The organism is Streptomyces sp. NPDC034670 (genome assembly GCF_055574875.1).
In genome coordinates this window covers 1-14,022 of record NZ_JBVITR010000088.1, presented here as the reverse complement: position 1 = coordinate 14,022, position 14,022 = coordinate 1, and the positions used below count along the sequence as shown (strand labels likewise).

Below are 14,022 nucleotides of genomic sequence, written 5' to 3'. Positions count from 1 at the left end.
CCGCGTCCTCGTGAGGTCACTCCGCATGACGCACCCTGGCCGCAACACCGCCCGAAGCGACCTCGCCGAAGCCGCTTGACATCCATAGGAGCATCTCCCGGGAATGCCCCCGGGACCCGGTCCCGGGGGCATTCCTTCACGTCACCATCGATACCAGCGGCCCCTTCCGCCGCCCGCCGTCGTACCGCGCACGAAGAATCCCAGCAGCCACAGGACCAGGACGGCCAGGGCGATCCACCAGAGCACCTTCACCGCGAATCCGGCGCCGAAGAGGACCAGGGCCAGGAGCAGAACGAGCAGAATGGGAACCATGGCGTCAACCTCCTGCCCTCCTGATGTCCCGGAAACCGCGGTTCAGGCCTCCTTGCGGCAGAGGACCTCCCCGTGCAGCACGCTGAACCAGCCGTCGTCCCGCGTGCCCCACTCCCGCCAGGCCCCGGCCACCGCCCGCAGCTCCCCGCGGGTGGCGTGGCCCCCCTCGACGGCCTGTCCGGCAGAGGCCGACGCCACGGTGCGGTCCGCCCACAGGCCGCTCCACCAGGCCCGCTCCTCGGGGGTGGAGAACGTCCAGGTCGCCGAGGACGCGGTGACGTCCGTGAACCCCGCCGCGAGCGCCCAGGACTTCAGCCGCCGGCCGGCGTCCGGCTCGCCCCCGTTGGCCCGGGCCACCCGCCGGTACAGCTCCAGCCAGTCGTCCAGGCCGGGGGACGGGGGGTACCAGGTCATCGCCGCGTAGTCCGAGTCCCGGACCGCGACGATCCCGCCCGGCCTCGTCACCCGCCTCATCTCCCGCAGCGCCCGCACCGGGTCGCCGACGTGCTGGAGGACCTGGTGGGCGTGGACCACGCAGAACGTGTCGTCCGGGAAGTCCAGCGCGTGCACGTCGCCCACCGTGAAGCCGACGTTCGTCAGGCCCCGTTCGCCGGCCACGGCCCGGGCCCGCTCCAGTACGCCCGGCTCCCGTTCGAGACCGGTGACGTGCCCGTCGGGAACGAGCGCGGCCAGGTCGGCGGTGATGGTGCCGGGCCCGCACCCGACGTCCAGGACCCGCATGCGGGGCTTCAGCGCCCCCAGGAGGTACGCCGCCGAGTTGGCGGCGGTCCGCCAGGTGTGCGAGCGCAGCACCGACTCGTGGTGCCCGTGCGTGTAGACGGCGGTCTCCCGCTCCCGAGGCATGGTGGGCCACCCCTTCTCTCCTCGTGGGGACGGTCGCCACCGTAGACGATGCGGCCGCATCGTGAGACCCCCGTCCCGCATGCTGGTCAACGGTCGTGCGGGCGGAACGGGGGCGGAGGGGGAGGAGCGGGGCGAAAACCGTTTGCGGCCCACCCCGGCGGCCCGCACAATCGGCTGCCATGGGTCACCTGGAAGCCGCGCACCTGGAGTACCACCTCCCCGACGGGAGGGCGCTCCTGGGCGATGTGTCCTTCCGGGTGGGGGAAGGGGCCGTCACGGCCCTGGTCGGCCCGAACGGCGCGGGCAAGACGACCCTGCTCCGCCTCCTGTCCGGCGAACTGAAGCCGCACGGCGGATCCGTCACCGTCACCGGCGGCCTCGGCGTCATGCGCCAGTTCATCGGCTCCGTACGGGACGAGACGACCGTGCGCGACCTCCTCGTCTCGGTGGCCGTGCCCCGCGTCCGCGAGGCGGCCCGCGCCGTCGACGAGGCCGAGCACGCCATCATGACGGTGGACGACGAGGCCGCCCAGCTCCGCTACGCGCAGGCCCTGGCCGACTGGGCCGAGGCCCGCGGCTACGAGGCGGAGACGCTGTGGGACATCTGCACCACCGCCGCGCTGGGCGTCCCGTACGAGAAGGCGCAGTGGCGCCAGGTGCGCACCCTCTCCGGCGGTGAGCAGAAGCGCCTGGTCCTCGAGGCCCTGCTGCGCGGCACCGACGAGGTCCTCCTCCTCGACGAGCCGGACAACTACCTCGACGTGCCCGGCAAGCGCTGGCTGGAGGAGCGGCTCGAGGAGACCCGCAAGACCGTGCTGTTCGTCTCCCACGACCGCGAACTCCTCGCCCGCGCCGCCCGGCGCATCGTCTCCCTCGAACCCGGACCCGCCGGCGCCGACGCCTGGGTGCACGGCGGCGGCTTCGCCACGTACCACGAGGCCCGCCGCGAGCGCTTCGCCCGCTTCGAGGAGCTGCGCAGGCGCTGGGACGAGAAGCACGCCCAGCTCAAGAAGCTCGTGCTGACCCTGCGGCAGGCCGCCTCGAACAGCGACGACATGGCCTCCCGCTACCGGGCGGCCCAGACCCGGCTGCGCAAGTTCGAGGAGGCCGGGCCCCCGCCGGAGCCGCCGCGCGAGCAGGACATCAGGATGCGCCTGAAGGGCGGCCGCACCGGGGTGCGCGCGGTCACCTGCGAGCGGCTCGAACTCACCGGTCTGATGAAACCCTTCGACCTGGAGGTGTTCTACGGCGAGCGCGTCGCCGTGCTCGGCTCCAACGGCTCCGGCAAGTCGCACTTCCTGCGCCTGCTGGCCGGGGAGGACGTGGCCCACACGGGCGGGTGGCGCCTCGGCGCGCGCGTCGTGCCCGGACACTTCGCGCAGACCCACGCGCACCCCGAGCTGGAGGGCCGCACGCTCCTGGACATCCTGTGGGAGGAGCACTCCCAGGACCGGGGCGCCGCCATGTCCCGGCTGCGCCGCTACGAGCTGACCGGTCAGGCCGAGCAGACCTTCGAGCGGCTGTCCGGCGGCCAGCAGGCCCGTTTCCAGATCCTGCTGCTGGAGCTCCGGGGCGTCACGGCGCTGCTGCTCGACGAACCGACGGACAACCTCGACCTGGAGTCCGCCGAGGCGCTGCAGGAGGGCCTGGAGTCGTTCGAGGGCACGGTCCTCGCGGTGACGCACGACCGCTGGTTCGCCCGTTCCTTCGACCGCTTCCTGGTCTTCGGCAGCGACGGCCGGGTCAGGGAGACCCCGGAACCGGTGTGGGACGAACGCCGGGTGGAGCGGGCACGGTAGGAGGCCCCGCCCGGCGGTGACCGCCGGGCGGCCGGGACCTCCCGCGCGGATCAGACCGGGCCCGCGGGGGCGCCCTCCCCGTTCCTGACCGGCCGCGTGTGGATCTTGGCCATGCAGGCCGGGAGGGCGGCGCCGTCGCCGTGGTCGCGGGCCCGGTAGGCACTCGGGCTCTCGCCGACGAGCTCGGTGAAGCGCGAGCTGAAGGAGCCCAGCGAGGTGCAGCCGACCGCCACGCAGACCTCGGTCACCGTGAGGTCGCCGCGCCGCAGCAGCGCCTTGGCCCGCTCGATGCGACGGGTCATCAGGTAGCTGTAGGGCGTCTCGCCGAAGGCAGCGCGGAAGCTGCGGGAGAAGTGCCCCGGCGACATCAGGGCGTCGCGCGCCAGCGCCGGGACGTCCAGCGGCTCGGCGTAGTCACGGTCCATCCGGTCGCGGGCCCGGCGCAGCCGCACCAGGTCGTCGAGGTCCTGCCGTCGCATCCCGCCAGTCTCCCACGGTGCCGCGGCCCGGGGGCGCGGCCGGCCGGGCCGGACGGATCAGGAACGGAGAAGCGCGCGCCACCGGGCGGCGGCTAGCGTGGCCGCGACGAGACGCCCGACGAAGACGGTTCCACCGGTGACAGATGGGGAGACGATGAGCGAGGCCACGAGGACGGACGCGCAGGCGCCCGCGCCGCACGCCGCCGACAGCCACGACCTGATCCGCGTGCACGGCGCGCGCGAGAACAACCTCAAGGACGTCAGCATCGAGATCCCCAAACGCCGGCTGACCGTGTTCACCGGGGTGTCCGGCTCGGGCAAGAGCTCGCTGGTGTTCGACACGATCGCCGCGGAGTCGCAGCGGTTGATCAACGAGACCTACAGCGCCTTCGTGCAGGGCTTCATGCCGACCCTGGCCCGGCCCGAGGTCGACGTGCTCGACGGGCTGACCACCGCGATCACCGTCGACCAGCAGCGGATGGGCTCCGACCCCCGCTCCACGGTCGGCACCGCCACCGACGCCAACGCGATGCTGCGCATCCTCTTCAGCCGGCTCGGGAAGCCGCACGTCGGACCGCCCGCCGCGTACTCCTTCAACGTGGCCTCGGTGAGCGCCAGCGGCGGGTTCACGGTCGACCGCGGCGCCGAGAGGACCAGGACCGAGAAGGTGTCCTTCACCCGCACCGGCGGCATGTGCACGCGCTGCGAGGGCCGCGGCAAGGTCTCCGACATCGACCTCACCCAGCTCTACGACGACTCCAGGTCGCTCTCCGAGAACCCGTTCACCATCCCCACCTACACCGGGGACGGCTGGGTGGTGCGGGTCATCGTCGAGTCGGGCTTCTTCGACCCGGACAAGCCGATCCGCGAGTACACCGACAAGGAGCGGTACGACTTCCTGTACCGCGAGCCGACCAAGGTGAAGGTCAACGGCGTCAACCTCACCTACGAGGGACTGATCCCGAAGATCCAGAAGTCGTTCCTCGCCAAGGACCGGGAGTCGATGCAGCCGCACGTGCGGGCCTTCGTGGACCGGGCGGTGACCTTCACCGACTGCCCCGACTGCGACGGGACCCGGCTCAGCGAGGCGGCCCGGTCGTCGCGCATCGGCGAGGTCAGCATCGCCGACGCCTGCGCGATGGAGATCCGCGACCTGGCCGCATGGGTCCGGGGCCTCGACGAGCCCTCGGTCGCCCCCCTGCTGACCGCGCTGCAGCACACCCTCGACTCGTTCGTGGAGATCGGCCTCGGCTACCTCTCGCTCGACCGGGCCGCGGGCACGCTCTCCGGCGGCGAGGCGCAGCGCGTGAAGATGATCCGCCACCTCGGCTCCTCGCTCACCGACGTCACCTACGTCTTCGACGAGCCCACCGCCGGCCTGCACCCGCACGACATCCAGCGGATGAACAACCTGCTGCTGCGGCTGCGGGACAAGGGCAACACGGTGCTCGTGGTGGAGCACAAGCCGGAGACGATCGCCATCGCCGACCACGTCGTCGACCTCGGCCCGGGCGCCGGCACGGCGGGCGGCACCGTCTGCTTCGAGGGCACCGTGGAAGGGCTGCGGGCCAGCGGCACCGTGACCGGCCGCCACCTCGACGACCGCGCCGCGCTCAAGGAGACGGTGCGCGAGCCCACCGGGGCGCTGCGGATCCGCGGCGCGACGGCCAACAACCTGCGCGGCGTCGACGTCGACATCCCGCTCGGCGTGCTCTGCGTCGTCACCGGCGTCGCCGGCTCCGGCAAGAGCTCGCTCGTCCACGGCTCCCTCCCGGCCTCGGAGGGCGTGGTGTCCGTCGACCAGGCGCCGATCCGCGGCTCGCGCCGGAGCAACCCGGCGACGTACACCGGGCTGCTCGACCCGGTCCGCAAGGCGTTCGCCAAGGCCAACGGCGTGAAACCGGCGCTGTTCAGCGCCAACTCCGAGGGCGCCTGCCCCACCTGCAAGGGCGCCGGCGTCGTCTACACCGACCTGGGGATGATGGCCGGCACCGCCACCACCTGCGAGGAGTGCGAGGGGAGGCGGTTCCAGGCGTCCGTCCTGGAGTACACCCTCGGCGGCAAGGACATCAGCGAGGTGCTGGCGATGCCGGTGACCGAGGCCGAGGAGTTCTTCGGCGCCGGTGCGGCCCGCACCCCGGCCGCCCACCGGATCCTCGGCCGGCTCGCCGACGTCGGACTCGGCTACCTCACCCTCGGCCAGCCGCTCACCACCCTGTCCGGCGGCGAGCGGCAGCGGCTCAAGCTGGCCACCCACATGGGGGACAAGGGCGGCGTCTACATCCTCGACGAGCCGACCACCGGGCTCCACCTCGCCGACGTCGAGCAGCTCCTCGGCCTGCTCGACCGGCTCGTCGACTCCGGCAGGACGGTCATCGTCGTCGAGCACCACCAGGCGGTCATGGCGCACGCCGACTGGATCATCGACCTCGGTCCCGGCGCCGGTCACGACGGCGGCCGGATCGTCTTCGAGGGCACCCCCGCCGACCTCGTCGCCGCCCGCTCCACCCTCACCGGCGAGCACCTCGCGGCCTACGTCGGGGCCTGAGGCCGGGGTCCGCCCACGGCCCGTGGGCGGACCCCGGGATCCCGGGCGCGCGGCCGCCCGCCGAGCGGGTGCTCCCCGGCGCCGACCCCACCGTCCACCCGCACCGCCGGCCCGGGGGCGACCGAACGGACCCGGGCACCACCGGTCGCCCCCGGCCCCACCGACCGGGGCCTCACCGGCGCCGTCCCGCACGACCCCCACCGCCCGGCAGGCCCTCACGGCCCGTCCGCGGCCGGGACACCGGTGGGCCGGTCCCGACCAGGCCGTCGGCGGGCCGGCGGCGGACTCGCCGGCCTCCGGCCGCCGGGACGGCAGCACCGGGTCCTCGTAGCGGCCCGGCGCCGGCAGCACGCCGAGCACGAGCGGGCGGAGCACGCCGGGCATCAGCGGGCGGACGAGCACGGCGAGCACCACCACGGCCGGTCCCTTCCAGGAGGCACGCGGCGAGCGGGTGCCCCGGGTCACCCGCCGTCCGGCGGTCGAACCGGGGCGGCGGCGATCCGTCGTCCGAAGCCGGTGTCGGTGCCCGCCGGCCGGGTACGCGGTGCGGACCCCCGAAGGTCTGGAGGGAGACATGCAGCGAGGCAACGACCGGCTGAGCGTCCACCGCGACGACGAGATGAAGCACGAACTGCAGGGTCTGCTCAGGTCCGGGCACCCCACCCGCACCGAGGAGTGGAACGACCCGGAGCCGGCCGCCGACGACGACCCGGAGGTCATGTACGGACCGGTGACACCGGGCCGCGGACCGACGTCGATGGAGTCGCTCCGACTGGAACTGGCCAGGATCCTGGGCCGCGGGGCGTTCCCCGCGGGACCGCGCGAACTGATGCGCGCGCTGGACCGGCGGCACGCGCCCGACGCGCTCGTCGAGGCGCTGGAGCGACTGCCGCGAAAGGCCCGCTACGGCAACGTGCAGGAACTGGCCGAGGCGCTGACCCGGTCACGGGAGACGGAGAACGCCTGAACCGGCCCGCCGGGGCACCGCGCCCGGACCGTCCCTCGGACCGGGCCGGGCGCGCCGCCCCGCGGCCGGGGAGCGGAGGGAAGGCCTCGGTCATGGCCGAGTTGGTCAAGGACGTGATGACCCCGGGCGTGGTCGCCGTGCGCCCGGGCGCCTCGCTCGTCGAGGCGGCGCAGCTGATGCGCAGCCAGAACATCGGCGACGTGGTGGTGGCCGAAGGGCAACGGGTGGTCGGCCTGCTCACCGACCGTGACATCGCGGTCCGGGCGGTCGCCGAGGGCGCGGACCCGCTCGCCGTGAGCGTCGGGTCGGTGTGCACCCCGGACCCGGTGACGCTCGCCCCGGACGATCCGGTGTCCTCGGCCGTCGCGCTGATGCGGGAGCACGCCGTCCGCCGGGTCCCGGTCGTCGAGAACGGCCTGCCCGTCGGGCTGGTGAGCCTCGGCGACCTGGCCCGGGCGCGGGACCCCGGATCGGCGCTGGCCGACATCAGCCGCGCGGAACCGGACGAGAACAACTGAACGAACCGAACCAGTGAACGAGCGGACGAGCCGAACGAAAGGAAAGGGAACCCCATGCGCATCGCATTCCTGACCGCGCCCGAGGGCGTCGAGCAGGTCGAGCTGACCGAGCCGTGGCAGGCGGCCGTGGACGCCGGTCACGAACCCGTGCTCGTCTCGACGCAGCCGGGCAAGATCCAGGCGTTCGACCACCTCGACAAGGCGGACACCTTCCCCGTGCAGGAGGTCGTCAGCGAGACGTCGGCCGACTCCTTCGACGGGCTGGTGCTGCCGGGCGGGGTGGCCAACCCGGACTTCCTGCGCACGGACGAGAAGGCCGTGGCGTTCGTGCGGGACTTCTTCGAGCAGGGGCGGCCGGTCGCCGCGATCTGCCACGCCCCCTGGACCCTGATCGAGGCGGACGTGCTCCGGGACCGGGTGCTGACCAGCTGGCCGAGCCTGCGGACCGACATCCGCAACGCCGGCGGGACCTGGGTCGACGAGCAGGTGAAGATCTGCGACCACGGGCCCAACAAGCTGGTCACCAGCCGCAAGCCGGACGACCTCAAGGCGTTCTGCGAGGCGTACCTGGAGGTGTTCGGGGCGGAGAAGGGCTGAGGGGGCTCCGAGGGAGCCCGAGAGGTCCGGACGGGCGGCGGCCACCCGGCACGCGTCGGGTGGCCGCCGCCCGTCCGGGGGTCCACCGCCCGTGCGGACCCCCACGTGTCCGCACGGGCGCGGCGCGCGGTCAGGTGCCCGGAGTCGTGGGAGCCGCGGTGTCCGCGCCGGTCCGTTCCCGGGCGCCCTCGCGGGTGCGGCCGGCGGCCACCGGGCGGTCCGGGTTGCGGCGCAGGTACTCGCCCTCCAGCTGTGCCATCCGCTCGTTGTGGACCCGCAGCGCGTCGTTGGACCCGTACAGCAGCGTGTCGTGACGCGTGCGGTGGATGGTCTCCAGCTCCTTCATGAGCTGCTGGTCGTCCAGGCGGCTCGGTTCCACTCCGGTCATCGTGGTGTCCCGCTCGTCGTGTGCGTTCATGCGGTCCGGGTACCCACCCGGCCGATACCGGCACCACTTCGAACGGCAACCGGGAGGGAGCCATGGAACTCGCATTCCTGCATCCACTCTACGAACGTCCCGGCCCCTGGGCCTCCGTCTACGTCGACACCTCCCGGCACACGGAGAACACCCCCCACGAGCGGGACCTGACGGCCCGGGCGATGGCCCGGGAACTGGCCGACCAGGGCGCGGACGAGGCGACCTGCGACGCGGTGCGCCGCGCCCTCGAGGAACTGCGGCGCTCCTCCGAACCGCACGGCCGCGCCCTGTTCGCCCGGGACGGCGAGGTGGTGCTCGACCCGCCGCTGGCCCGCGCCCCGCAGGGCGACTGGGCGCAGTGGGCACCGCTGCCCAGGGTCGCGCCGCTGCTGGAGCTGGCCGGTGAGGACCCCGTGTGCGTGGTGGCCTACGTCGACCGCAAGGGCGCGGACTTCGAGCTGCGCAGCGCGCTCGGCCGGGACGACGCCGGGGGTGTCACCGGACGCCAGTGGCCGATCCACCGGACCAGCAGCGCCGACTGGTCGGAGCGCCACTTCCAGCTGCGGGTGGAGAACACCTGGGAGCACAACGCCGCGGAGATCGCCGACGCGCTCACCGTGTGCCAGGAGGAGACCGGGGCCGATCTGCTGATCCTGGTCGGCGACGACCGCGAGCGCCGCTCCGTGCGCGAGCGGCTCCCGCAGCGGCTGCACGACCTGGTGGCCGAGGCCCGGCACGGCGCCGGCAGCAGGCTGCTCGACGCGGACGTGGAACGGATCCGCGCGGAGCACGTCCGTGAGCGGGCCGCGGCGGAGCTGGAGCGGTTCCTGGCCGCCCGCACCCCGGACGACGAGGGCCGCACGGGTGCGGTGGAGGGAGTCCCGGCCCTGGTGGAGGCAGCGCGCGAACACCGCATCGACGAACTGCTGATCCGGCCGGACGGGCCGGACGCGCACCGCGAGGTGTGGATCGGGGAGGAACCGGACCAGCTGGCGGTGCGGCGCACCGAGCTGAAGATCCTCGGTGAGCAGCAGTCGTGGGCGGCCCGCGCCGACGACGCGCTGATCCGGTCGGTGGTCGCGTCGGACGCCTCCGTGCTGTCGGTGAACGCCGCGTCGGACGTGCGGGACGACGCGCCGGTGGGCGGACTGGGGGCGCTGCTGCGCTGGAAGTGAGCCGCGGCGGTGCCCGGAGGCGGAAGCCGGACGGGCCTTCCGGCGCGGACCGCCGGGAGGCCCGTCGCCGCGGGCACGGCGCGGGAACGGCGAGGGCGCGGCGCGAGCGGGTTTGCGGGGGGAGAGCGCGGGCAGGCGCACTCCCAGTGCTTCGGACAGCAGGCACGCCCGTGGGGCAGCGGCACCACGTCCCGGGACGCCTGCCCCCGCACGCGGGTGCGCTCTCCACGGTGACCGTCCGTCCCCGAGCACTCCGAGGGAGTTGCGACGCACCATGCCGACCCGAGCGAGCACCAGGCACCATCCGCACGACGACGCCCCCGACACCGCGGACGCCTTCCGCAGACTGGCCGTGCTGCCCCCCGGCGCGGAGCGCGACGCCCTGCGCGCCGACGTCGTGGAGGCGTGGCTGCCCATGGCCGACCGCCTCGCCGGACGGTTCCGCAGCCGCGGCGAGAGCTTCGACGACCTGCGCCAGGTCGCCGCGCTCGGCCTGGTCAAGGCCGTCGACCGGTACGACCCCGACCTCGGCAACGCCTTCGAGAGCTACGCCGTGCCGACCATCACCGGAGAGATCAAGCGGCACTTCCGCGACCACATGTGGACCCTGCACGTGCCCCGCCGGGTGCAGGAACTGCGCCACCGTGTCCGGGCCGCCACGCAGGAACTGTCCCCGACCGGCTCCGGCCGTCCGCCGGCGGTGGCCGAGATCGCCGAGCACACCGGCCTGAGCGAGGAGGAGGTCCGCGCGGGGCAGGAGGCGCTGGACAGCTTCACCGCGCTGTCCCTGGACGCCGAACTGACCAGCGGCGACGACGGCTACTCGCTCGGCGACACCCTCGGCGCGCCCGACCCGGCGCTGGACACGGTGGTCGACCGCGAGGCCGTGCGGGAACGCCTCGCCGCCCTGCCGGAACGCGAGCAGGCCATCCTCTACATGCGCTTCTTCGGCGACATGACCCAGAGCAGCATCGCCGAGGAGCTGGGCATCTCCCAGATGCACGTCTCCCGGCTGATCAGCCGTTGCTGCGGCCGGGTCCGGGAGCAGGTCATGCGGGACCAGGACGACGGCGCGTAGGCGCGGCCGGGCGTCCGGCGCGGTCCTTCACCCGTTCGCGCGTGCCCGTCCCGCCGATGGGGGACGGGCACGCGCGGCACGGCGGCGGGCGGGCTGTGATGGCCGTGGGGCGCGCTCCCGCGCGCCCGGACGCGCGGGAGCGCCCCGCCCCCTCCGTCGGACGCGCCCGGGGAGCCCGCGCGGCCGCCGGGCGCGACCACCGTGCCCCGCCGTCGCCCGAAGGAGCCCGCAGCATGCGCCGCACCGCCCGCGCCCCGTCTCCCGCCGCCCCACCGGCCCCGCCCCCGGCACGCCCGCACGGCCGCGCCCGCGGTGCCCGGACCGGGCGACGGGGCTCCGGGGGACGGGGCACAGGGGGCCGCCCGCGTGGGGGTAGCCCCCCTGTGCCCCGGCCCCGGCACGGCCCCCTCCCGGCCGGCGCCCGGCGCCCTTCCCCGGCCGCCGCCCCCCGAGCCGTGATCCGCACGACCCGGTCCACCGCTCATGTCCGGCGGCGTGCGGGGTACCCATAGGCCGAGCCGAAAGGCGCGAGCGGGCACCGGTGCACGGCACCACGGACTGCGCGGAGGTACGGATGCGGCGGACGGACCCGGCGGGCCACGGCCCCCTCCGCTTCGGGCCGTCGATCCCCGAGGACGGACTCCCCGTCCTGCCCGAGCTGTCCGCCGTCCTCGCCGCGGCGGCGTCCCGGGCCGGTGCCGAGCCGGTGGGCGGCGGCCCCGCCCTGCTGGACGCCGCCTGCGGCCACGGCGACCGGCGCGGCCTGCCCGCCGCCCCCGACCGGGTGGCTGTCGCTCCCGGGGCCCCCGCCCTGCTGGTGGCCCTGGCCGCCGTCCTCGGCGGCGACGTGCTGGTGCCCCGGCCCTGTGCCGCCTGGTGGGCCCCCTCCGCCCGTCTGCTCGGCAGACCCGCCTTCTCCGTGCCGACCCCGGCCGAGAACGGAGGCATCCCCGACCCGTACGCCCTGCTGGAGACCGTGCGCCGGGTCCGCGCCGAGGGCGGCGACCCGCGCCTGCTGGTGCTCTCCGTCGCCGACGACCCCACCGCCACCGTCGCCCCGCCCGGGCTGCTGCACGAGACCCTCGAGGCCGCCGTCGGCCAGGGGCTGCACCTGGTCAGTGACGAGACCTGGCGGGACACCCTGCACGCCCCGCGCGACACCGTGCTGCTCAGCCCCGCCGAGATGCTGCCCGAGCGGGTCACCGCCGTCACCGACCTGGCGGGCGCCCTGCTCCCGCCGGGCTGGCCGGCCGCCGTCGCCCGCTTCCCGGCCGGCGAGGAGGGCAACGCCCTCCACGCCCGCGTGCTGGACGTGCTCACCGCCCTCGACGCACGCGTCGCGGCCCCCGTGGCCGCGGCGGCGGCGTACGCGCTGTCCGAACCGGAGCCGGTCGCCGCACGCGTCGCCGGCGCGGTGCGCCTGCACGCGCGCGTGGCCGCCGCCGCGCACCACGCCGTCGTCGCCGCGGGGGCCGTGGCCCGGCCCCCGCAGTGCGGACGGCACCTGTACGTCGACCTCACGCCCCTGGCCCCCGCGCTCGCCGCGCACGGCGTCGGCGACGCCCAGGACCTGGAGGACTTCCTCACCGCCCGGCTCGGCATGCCCGCGCCGGGCGGCCACCGCTTCGGCGACGACCTGGAGGCCCCGCGCGTACGGCTGTCCACCGCGCCCCTGCTCGGCGACACCGCGCAGCGGCGCGCGGAATGCCTCGGCGCCCCCGATCCGCTGGAACTGCCGCACGTGCAGAGTGCGTTGATGCACCTGAAGTCGGTCTTCGACGATCTCCACGACGACGCTCGGCGAGGGGAGCCTCCTCGATGACGCAGCAGTCCGATCCGACCGTGGACACGGCCGGGAGAACGACCGGGGCCGGGGGCGCGGCCACGACCGCTCCGGAGGCCGGCCACCGAGGCCCGGCCGGCCCCTCCTCCCTCCCCGGGGTCTTCGGGGCCCCTCACCCCCCGCCGGCCGAGCCCCGCCCGCTCGCCGAGCGCCGGGTGTGGCCGCGCACCTTCCACGACCGGCTGACCGCCCCGCTGCCCGGTCTCGGGGCCCTGGCCCGCTTCGCCCGCGAGGGCGCCGTACGACCGGGACGCGAGGGCCTCGCCGACATACCCAGGCTGCCGTACGCCCCCGGCCCGCTGCCCCGCGTCGACGCCCGCACGGTCGCGGTCACCTGGGCGGGGCACGCCAGCTGGGTCGTGCGGATCGGCGGTCTGACCGTGCTCACCGACCCCGTCTGGTCCCGCCGGATCCTCGGCACCCCGGCCCGCGTCACCCCGGTCGGCGTCCCCTGGCAGGCGCTGCCGCGCGTCGACGCGGTCGTCATCAGCCACAACCACTACGACCACCTCGACGCCCCCACCCTGCGCCGGCTCCCGCGCGACACCCCGGTGTTCGCGCCGGCCGGGCTCGCCCGCTGGTTCCACCGCCGCAAGTTCACCCGCGTCACCGAACTGGACTGGTGGGAGGCGGCCGAACTGCATCCAAGGGGCGGCGCCGAAGGCGCCTCGGCCGAGGGCGGTGGCGGGCGACGGGCGGGCGTCCGCTTCGACTTCGTGCCCGCCCACCACTGGTCCAAGCGCACCCTCGTCGACACCTGCCGCTCGCTGTGGGGCGGCTGGGTGCTCACCGACGGCGAGGGGCAGCGCGTCTACTTCGCCGGCGACACCGGCTACGGCCACTGGTTCTCCCGCATCGGCCGCCGCTACCCCGGCATCGACCTCGCCCTGCTGCCCATCGGCGCCTACGAGCCGCGCTGGTGGCTCCGCGACGTCCACTGCGACCCCGAGGAGGCGGTGCGCGCCGCACAGGACCTGGGCGCACGCCACATGGCCCCCATGCACTGGGCGACCTTCGTCCTGTCCGCGGAACCGGTCCTGGAGCCCCTCACCCGCGTCCGCGCCGCCTGGGAGAAGGCGGGCCTGCCCCGCGAGCGCCTGTGGGACCTCCCGGTGGGCGGCTCCCGGATCCTGCGCTAGAGCCTGTCGTTTGGATCACCCTGGCGTCGCGGGGTCCGGTGCGCACATCTGCCGCGTTGTCGTCGGTCGCCGACGCTCCGCGTCGACTCCCTTCTCCGCCTTGCATCTGCACGCACCAGACCCCGCTCGGCTCGACCGAGACGCACCGTCGGCCACAGCCAGGCTGATCCAAACGACAGGCCCTAGAAGACTCATGAAGATCTTGGGGTTCTGGCCCCGCCGCGCGAGCGGCGGGGCCAGACTCGTTTCGTGGTGATGGGTGAGTGGGTCGGGGAGGCGGGCAGG

The 14,022-nt window shown here is 74.8% G+C and carries 13 protein-coding genes; 9 read left to right on the top strand and 4 right to left on the bottom strand.

The window, feature by feature from the left end:
- Positions 1-141: 141 nt before the first annotated feature.
- Both ACZ56B_RS31660 and ACZ56B_RS31655 read right to left on the bottom strand, forming a co-directional pair.
- Positions 142-312 carry a hydrophobic protein gene (locus ACZ56B_RS31660; protein WP_468798168.1) on the bottom strand — a complete coding sequence of 57 codons (171 nt, stop codon included), beginning with the start codon at positions 310-312 and terminating at the stop codon, positions 142-144.
- Between the two features lie 42 nt (positions 313-354).
- The gene (locus ACZ56B_RS31655) at positions 355-1,176 is read right to left on the bottom strand and encodes a class I SAM-dependent methyltransferase (RefSeq protein ID WP_468798165.1); all 822 of its coding nucleotides are present in this window, start codon (positions 1,174-1,176) and stop codon (positions 355-357) included.
- Positions 1,177-1,355: 179 nt separating this feature from the next.
- Here ACZ56B_RS31655 and ACZ56B_RS31650 point away from each other — a divergent pair, with 179 nt between their 5' ends.
- Complete coding sequence (locus ACZ56B_RS31650) at positions 1,356-2,975, top strand: ABC-F family ATP-binding cassette domain-containing protein (protein WP_468798162.1); 1,620 nt, start codon at positions 1,356-1,358, stop codon at positions 2,973-2,975.
- Between the two features lie 50 nt (positions 2,976-3,025).
- On the opposite strand, the gene ACZ56B_RS31645 is transcribed toward ACZ56B_RS31650, so the two are convergent.
- A complete protein-coding gene (locus ACZ56B_RS31645; RefSeq protein ID WP_468798159.1) occupies positions 3,026-3,454 on the bottom strand; it encodes a helix-turn-helix transcriptional regulator in 429 nt (142 codons plus the stop codon).
- Between the two features lie 154 nt (positions 3,455-3,608).
- Between ACZ56B_RS31645 and ACZ56B_RS31640 the strand changes: the two genes are divergently transcribed.
- From ACZ56B_RS31640 to ACZ56B_RS31625, 4 genes are all read left to right on the top strand, one after another.
- Positions 3,609-6,002 carry an ATP-binding cassette domain-containing protein gene (locus ACZ56B_RS31640; RefSeq protein WP_468798156.1) on the top strand — a complete coding sequence of 798 codons (2,394 nt, stop codon included), beginning with the start codon at positions 3,609-3,611 and terminating at the stop codon, positions 6,000-6,002.
- Positions 6,003-6,576: 574 nt separating this feature from the next.
- The gene (locus ACZ56B_RS31635) at positions 6,577-6,969 is read left to right on the top strand and encodes a DUF2795 domain-containing protein (protein ID WP_468798153.1); all 393 of its coding nucleotides are present in this window, start codon (positions 6,577-6,579) and stop codon (positions 6,967-6,969) included.
- Between the two features lie 92 nt (positions 6,970-7,061).
- On the top strand, positions 7,062-7,487 hold the full coding sequence (locus ACZ56B_RS31630; protein WP_468798150.1) for a CBS domain-containing protein: 426 nt from the start codon (positions 7,062-7,064) through the stop codon (positions 7,485-7,487).
- Between the two features lie 54 nt (positions 7,488-7,541).
- Entirely contained in the window at positions 7,542-8,084 is a 543-nt protein-coding gene (locus ACZ56B_RS31625) for a type 1 glutamine amidotransferase domain-containing protein (protein WP_468798147.1), read from the top strand.
- A 130-nt stretch (positions 8,085-8,214) separates the two neighbouring features.
- On the opposite strand, the gene ACZ56B_RS31620 is transcribed toward ACZ56B_RS31625, so the two are convergent.
- Positions 8,215-8,502 (bottom strand): DUF6158 family protein, encoded by a 288-nt coding sequence (locus ACZ56B_RS31620; RefSeq protein ID WP_468798144.1) that lies wholly within the window; start codon positions 8,500-8,502, stop codon positions 8,215-8,217.
- Positions 8,503-8,564: 62 nt separating this feature from the next.
- On the opposite strand from ACZ56B_RS31620, the gene ACZ56B_RS31615 reads away from it, so the two are divergent.
- The 4 genes from ACZ56B_RS31615 (at position 8,565) to ACZ56B_RS31600 (ending at position 13,737) form a co-directional block, all read left to right on the top strand.
- Positions 8,565-9,677 (top strand): baeRF2 domain-containing protein, encoded by a 1,113-nt coding sequence (locus ACZ56B_RS31615; protein WP_468798141.1) that lies wholly within the window; start codon positions 8,565-8,567, stop codon positions 9,675-9,677.
- A gap of 274 nt (positions 9,678-9,951) precedes the next feature.
- Positions 9,952-10,755, top strand: coding sequence for an RNA polymerase sigma factor SigF (locus tag ACZ56B_RS31610; RefSeq protein ID WP_468798138.1), 804 nt, complete (start codon positions 9,952-9,954; stop codon positions 10,753-10,755).
- A 574-nt stretch (positions 10,756-11,329) separates the two neighbouring features.
- Entirely contained in the window at positions 11,330-12,577 is a 1,248-nt protein-coding gene (locus tag ACZ56B_RS31605) for an aminotransferase class I/II-fold pyridoxal phosphate-dependent enzyme (protein WP_468798171.1), read from the top strand.
- Positions 12,574-13,737 carry an MBL fold metallo-hydrolase gene (locus ACZ56B_RS31600; RefSeq protein WP_468798135.1) on the top strand — a complete coding sequence of 388 codons (1,164 nt, stop codon included), beginning with the start codon at positions 12,574-12,576 and terminating at the stop codon, positions 13,735-13,737. The genes ACZ56B_RS31605 and ACZ56B_RS31600 overlap by 4 nt, the downstream gene beginning before the upstream one ends.
- Positions 13,738-14,022 lie beyond the last annotated feature (285 nt).

Coding starts and splice junctions, on each gene's coding strand:
- ACZ56B_RS31610 (WP_468798138.1), top strand. CDS start 9,952: ATGCCGACCCGAGCGAGCACCAGGCACCATCCGCACGACGACGCCCCC.
- ACZ56B_RS31600 (WP_468798135.1), top strand. CDS start 12,574: ATGACGCAGCAGTCCGATCCGACCGTGGACACGGCCGGGAGAACGACC.
- ACZ56B_RS31615 (WP_468798141.1), top strand. CDS start 8,565: ATGGAACTCGCATTCCTGCATCCACTCTACGAACGTCCCGGCCCCTGG.
- ACZ56B_RS31655 (WP_468798165.1), bottom strand. CDS start 1,176: ATGCCTCGGGAGCGGGAGACCGCCGTCTACACGCACGGGCACCACGAG.
- ACZ56B_RS31660 (WP_468798168.1), bottom strand. CDS start 312: ATGGTTCCCATTCTGCTCGTTCTGCTCCTGGCCCTGGTCCTCTTCGGC.
- ACZ56B_RS31645 (WP_468798159.1), bottom strand. CDS start 3,454: ATGCGACGGCAGGACCTCGACGACCTGGTGCGGCTGCGCCGGGCCCGC.
- ACZ56B_RS31650 (WP_468798162.1), top strand. CDS start 1,356: ATGGGTCACCTGGAAGCCGCGCACCTGGAGTACCACCTCCCCGACGGG.
- ACZ56B_RS31625 (WP_468798147.1), top strand. CDS start 7,542: ATGCGCATCGCATTCCTGACCGCGCCCGAGGGCGTCGAGCAGGTCGAG.
- ACZ56B_RS31635 (WP_468798153.1), top strand. CDS start 6,577: ATGCAGCGAGGCAACGACCGGCTGAGCGTCCACCGCGACGACGAGATG.
- ACZ56B_RS31605 (WP_468798171.1), top strand. CDS start 11,330: ATGCGGCGGACGGACCCGGCGGGCCACGGCCCCCTCCGCTTCGGGCCG.
- ACZ56B_RS31620 (WP_468798144.1), bottom strand. CDS start 8,502: ATGAACGCACACGACGAGCGGGACACCACGATGACCGGAGTGGAACCG.
- ACZ56B_RS31630 (WP_468798150.1), top strand. CDS start 7,062: ATGGCCGAGTTGGTCAAGGACGTGATGACCCCGGGCGTGGTCGCCGTG.
- ACZ56B_RS31640 (WP_468798156.1), top strand. CDS start 3,609: ATGAGCGAGGCCACGAGGACGGACGCGCAGGCGCCCGCGCCGCACGCC.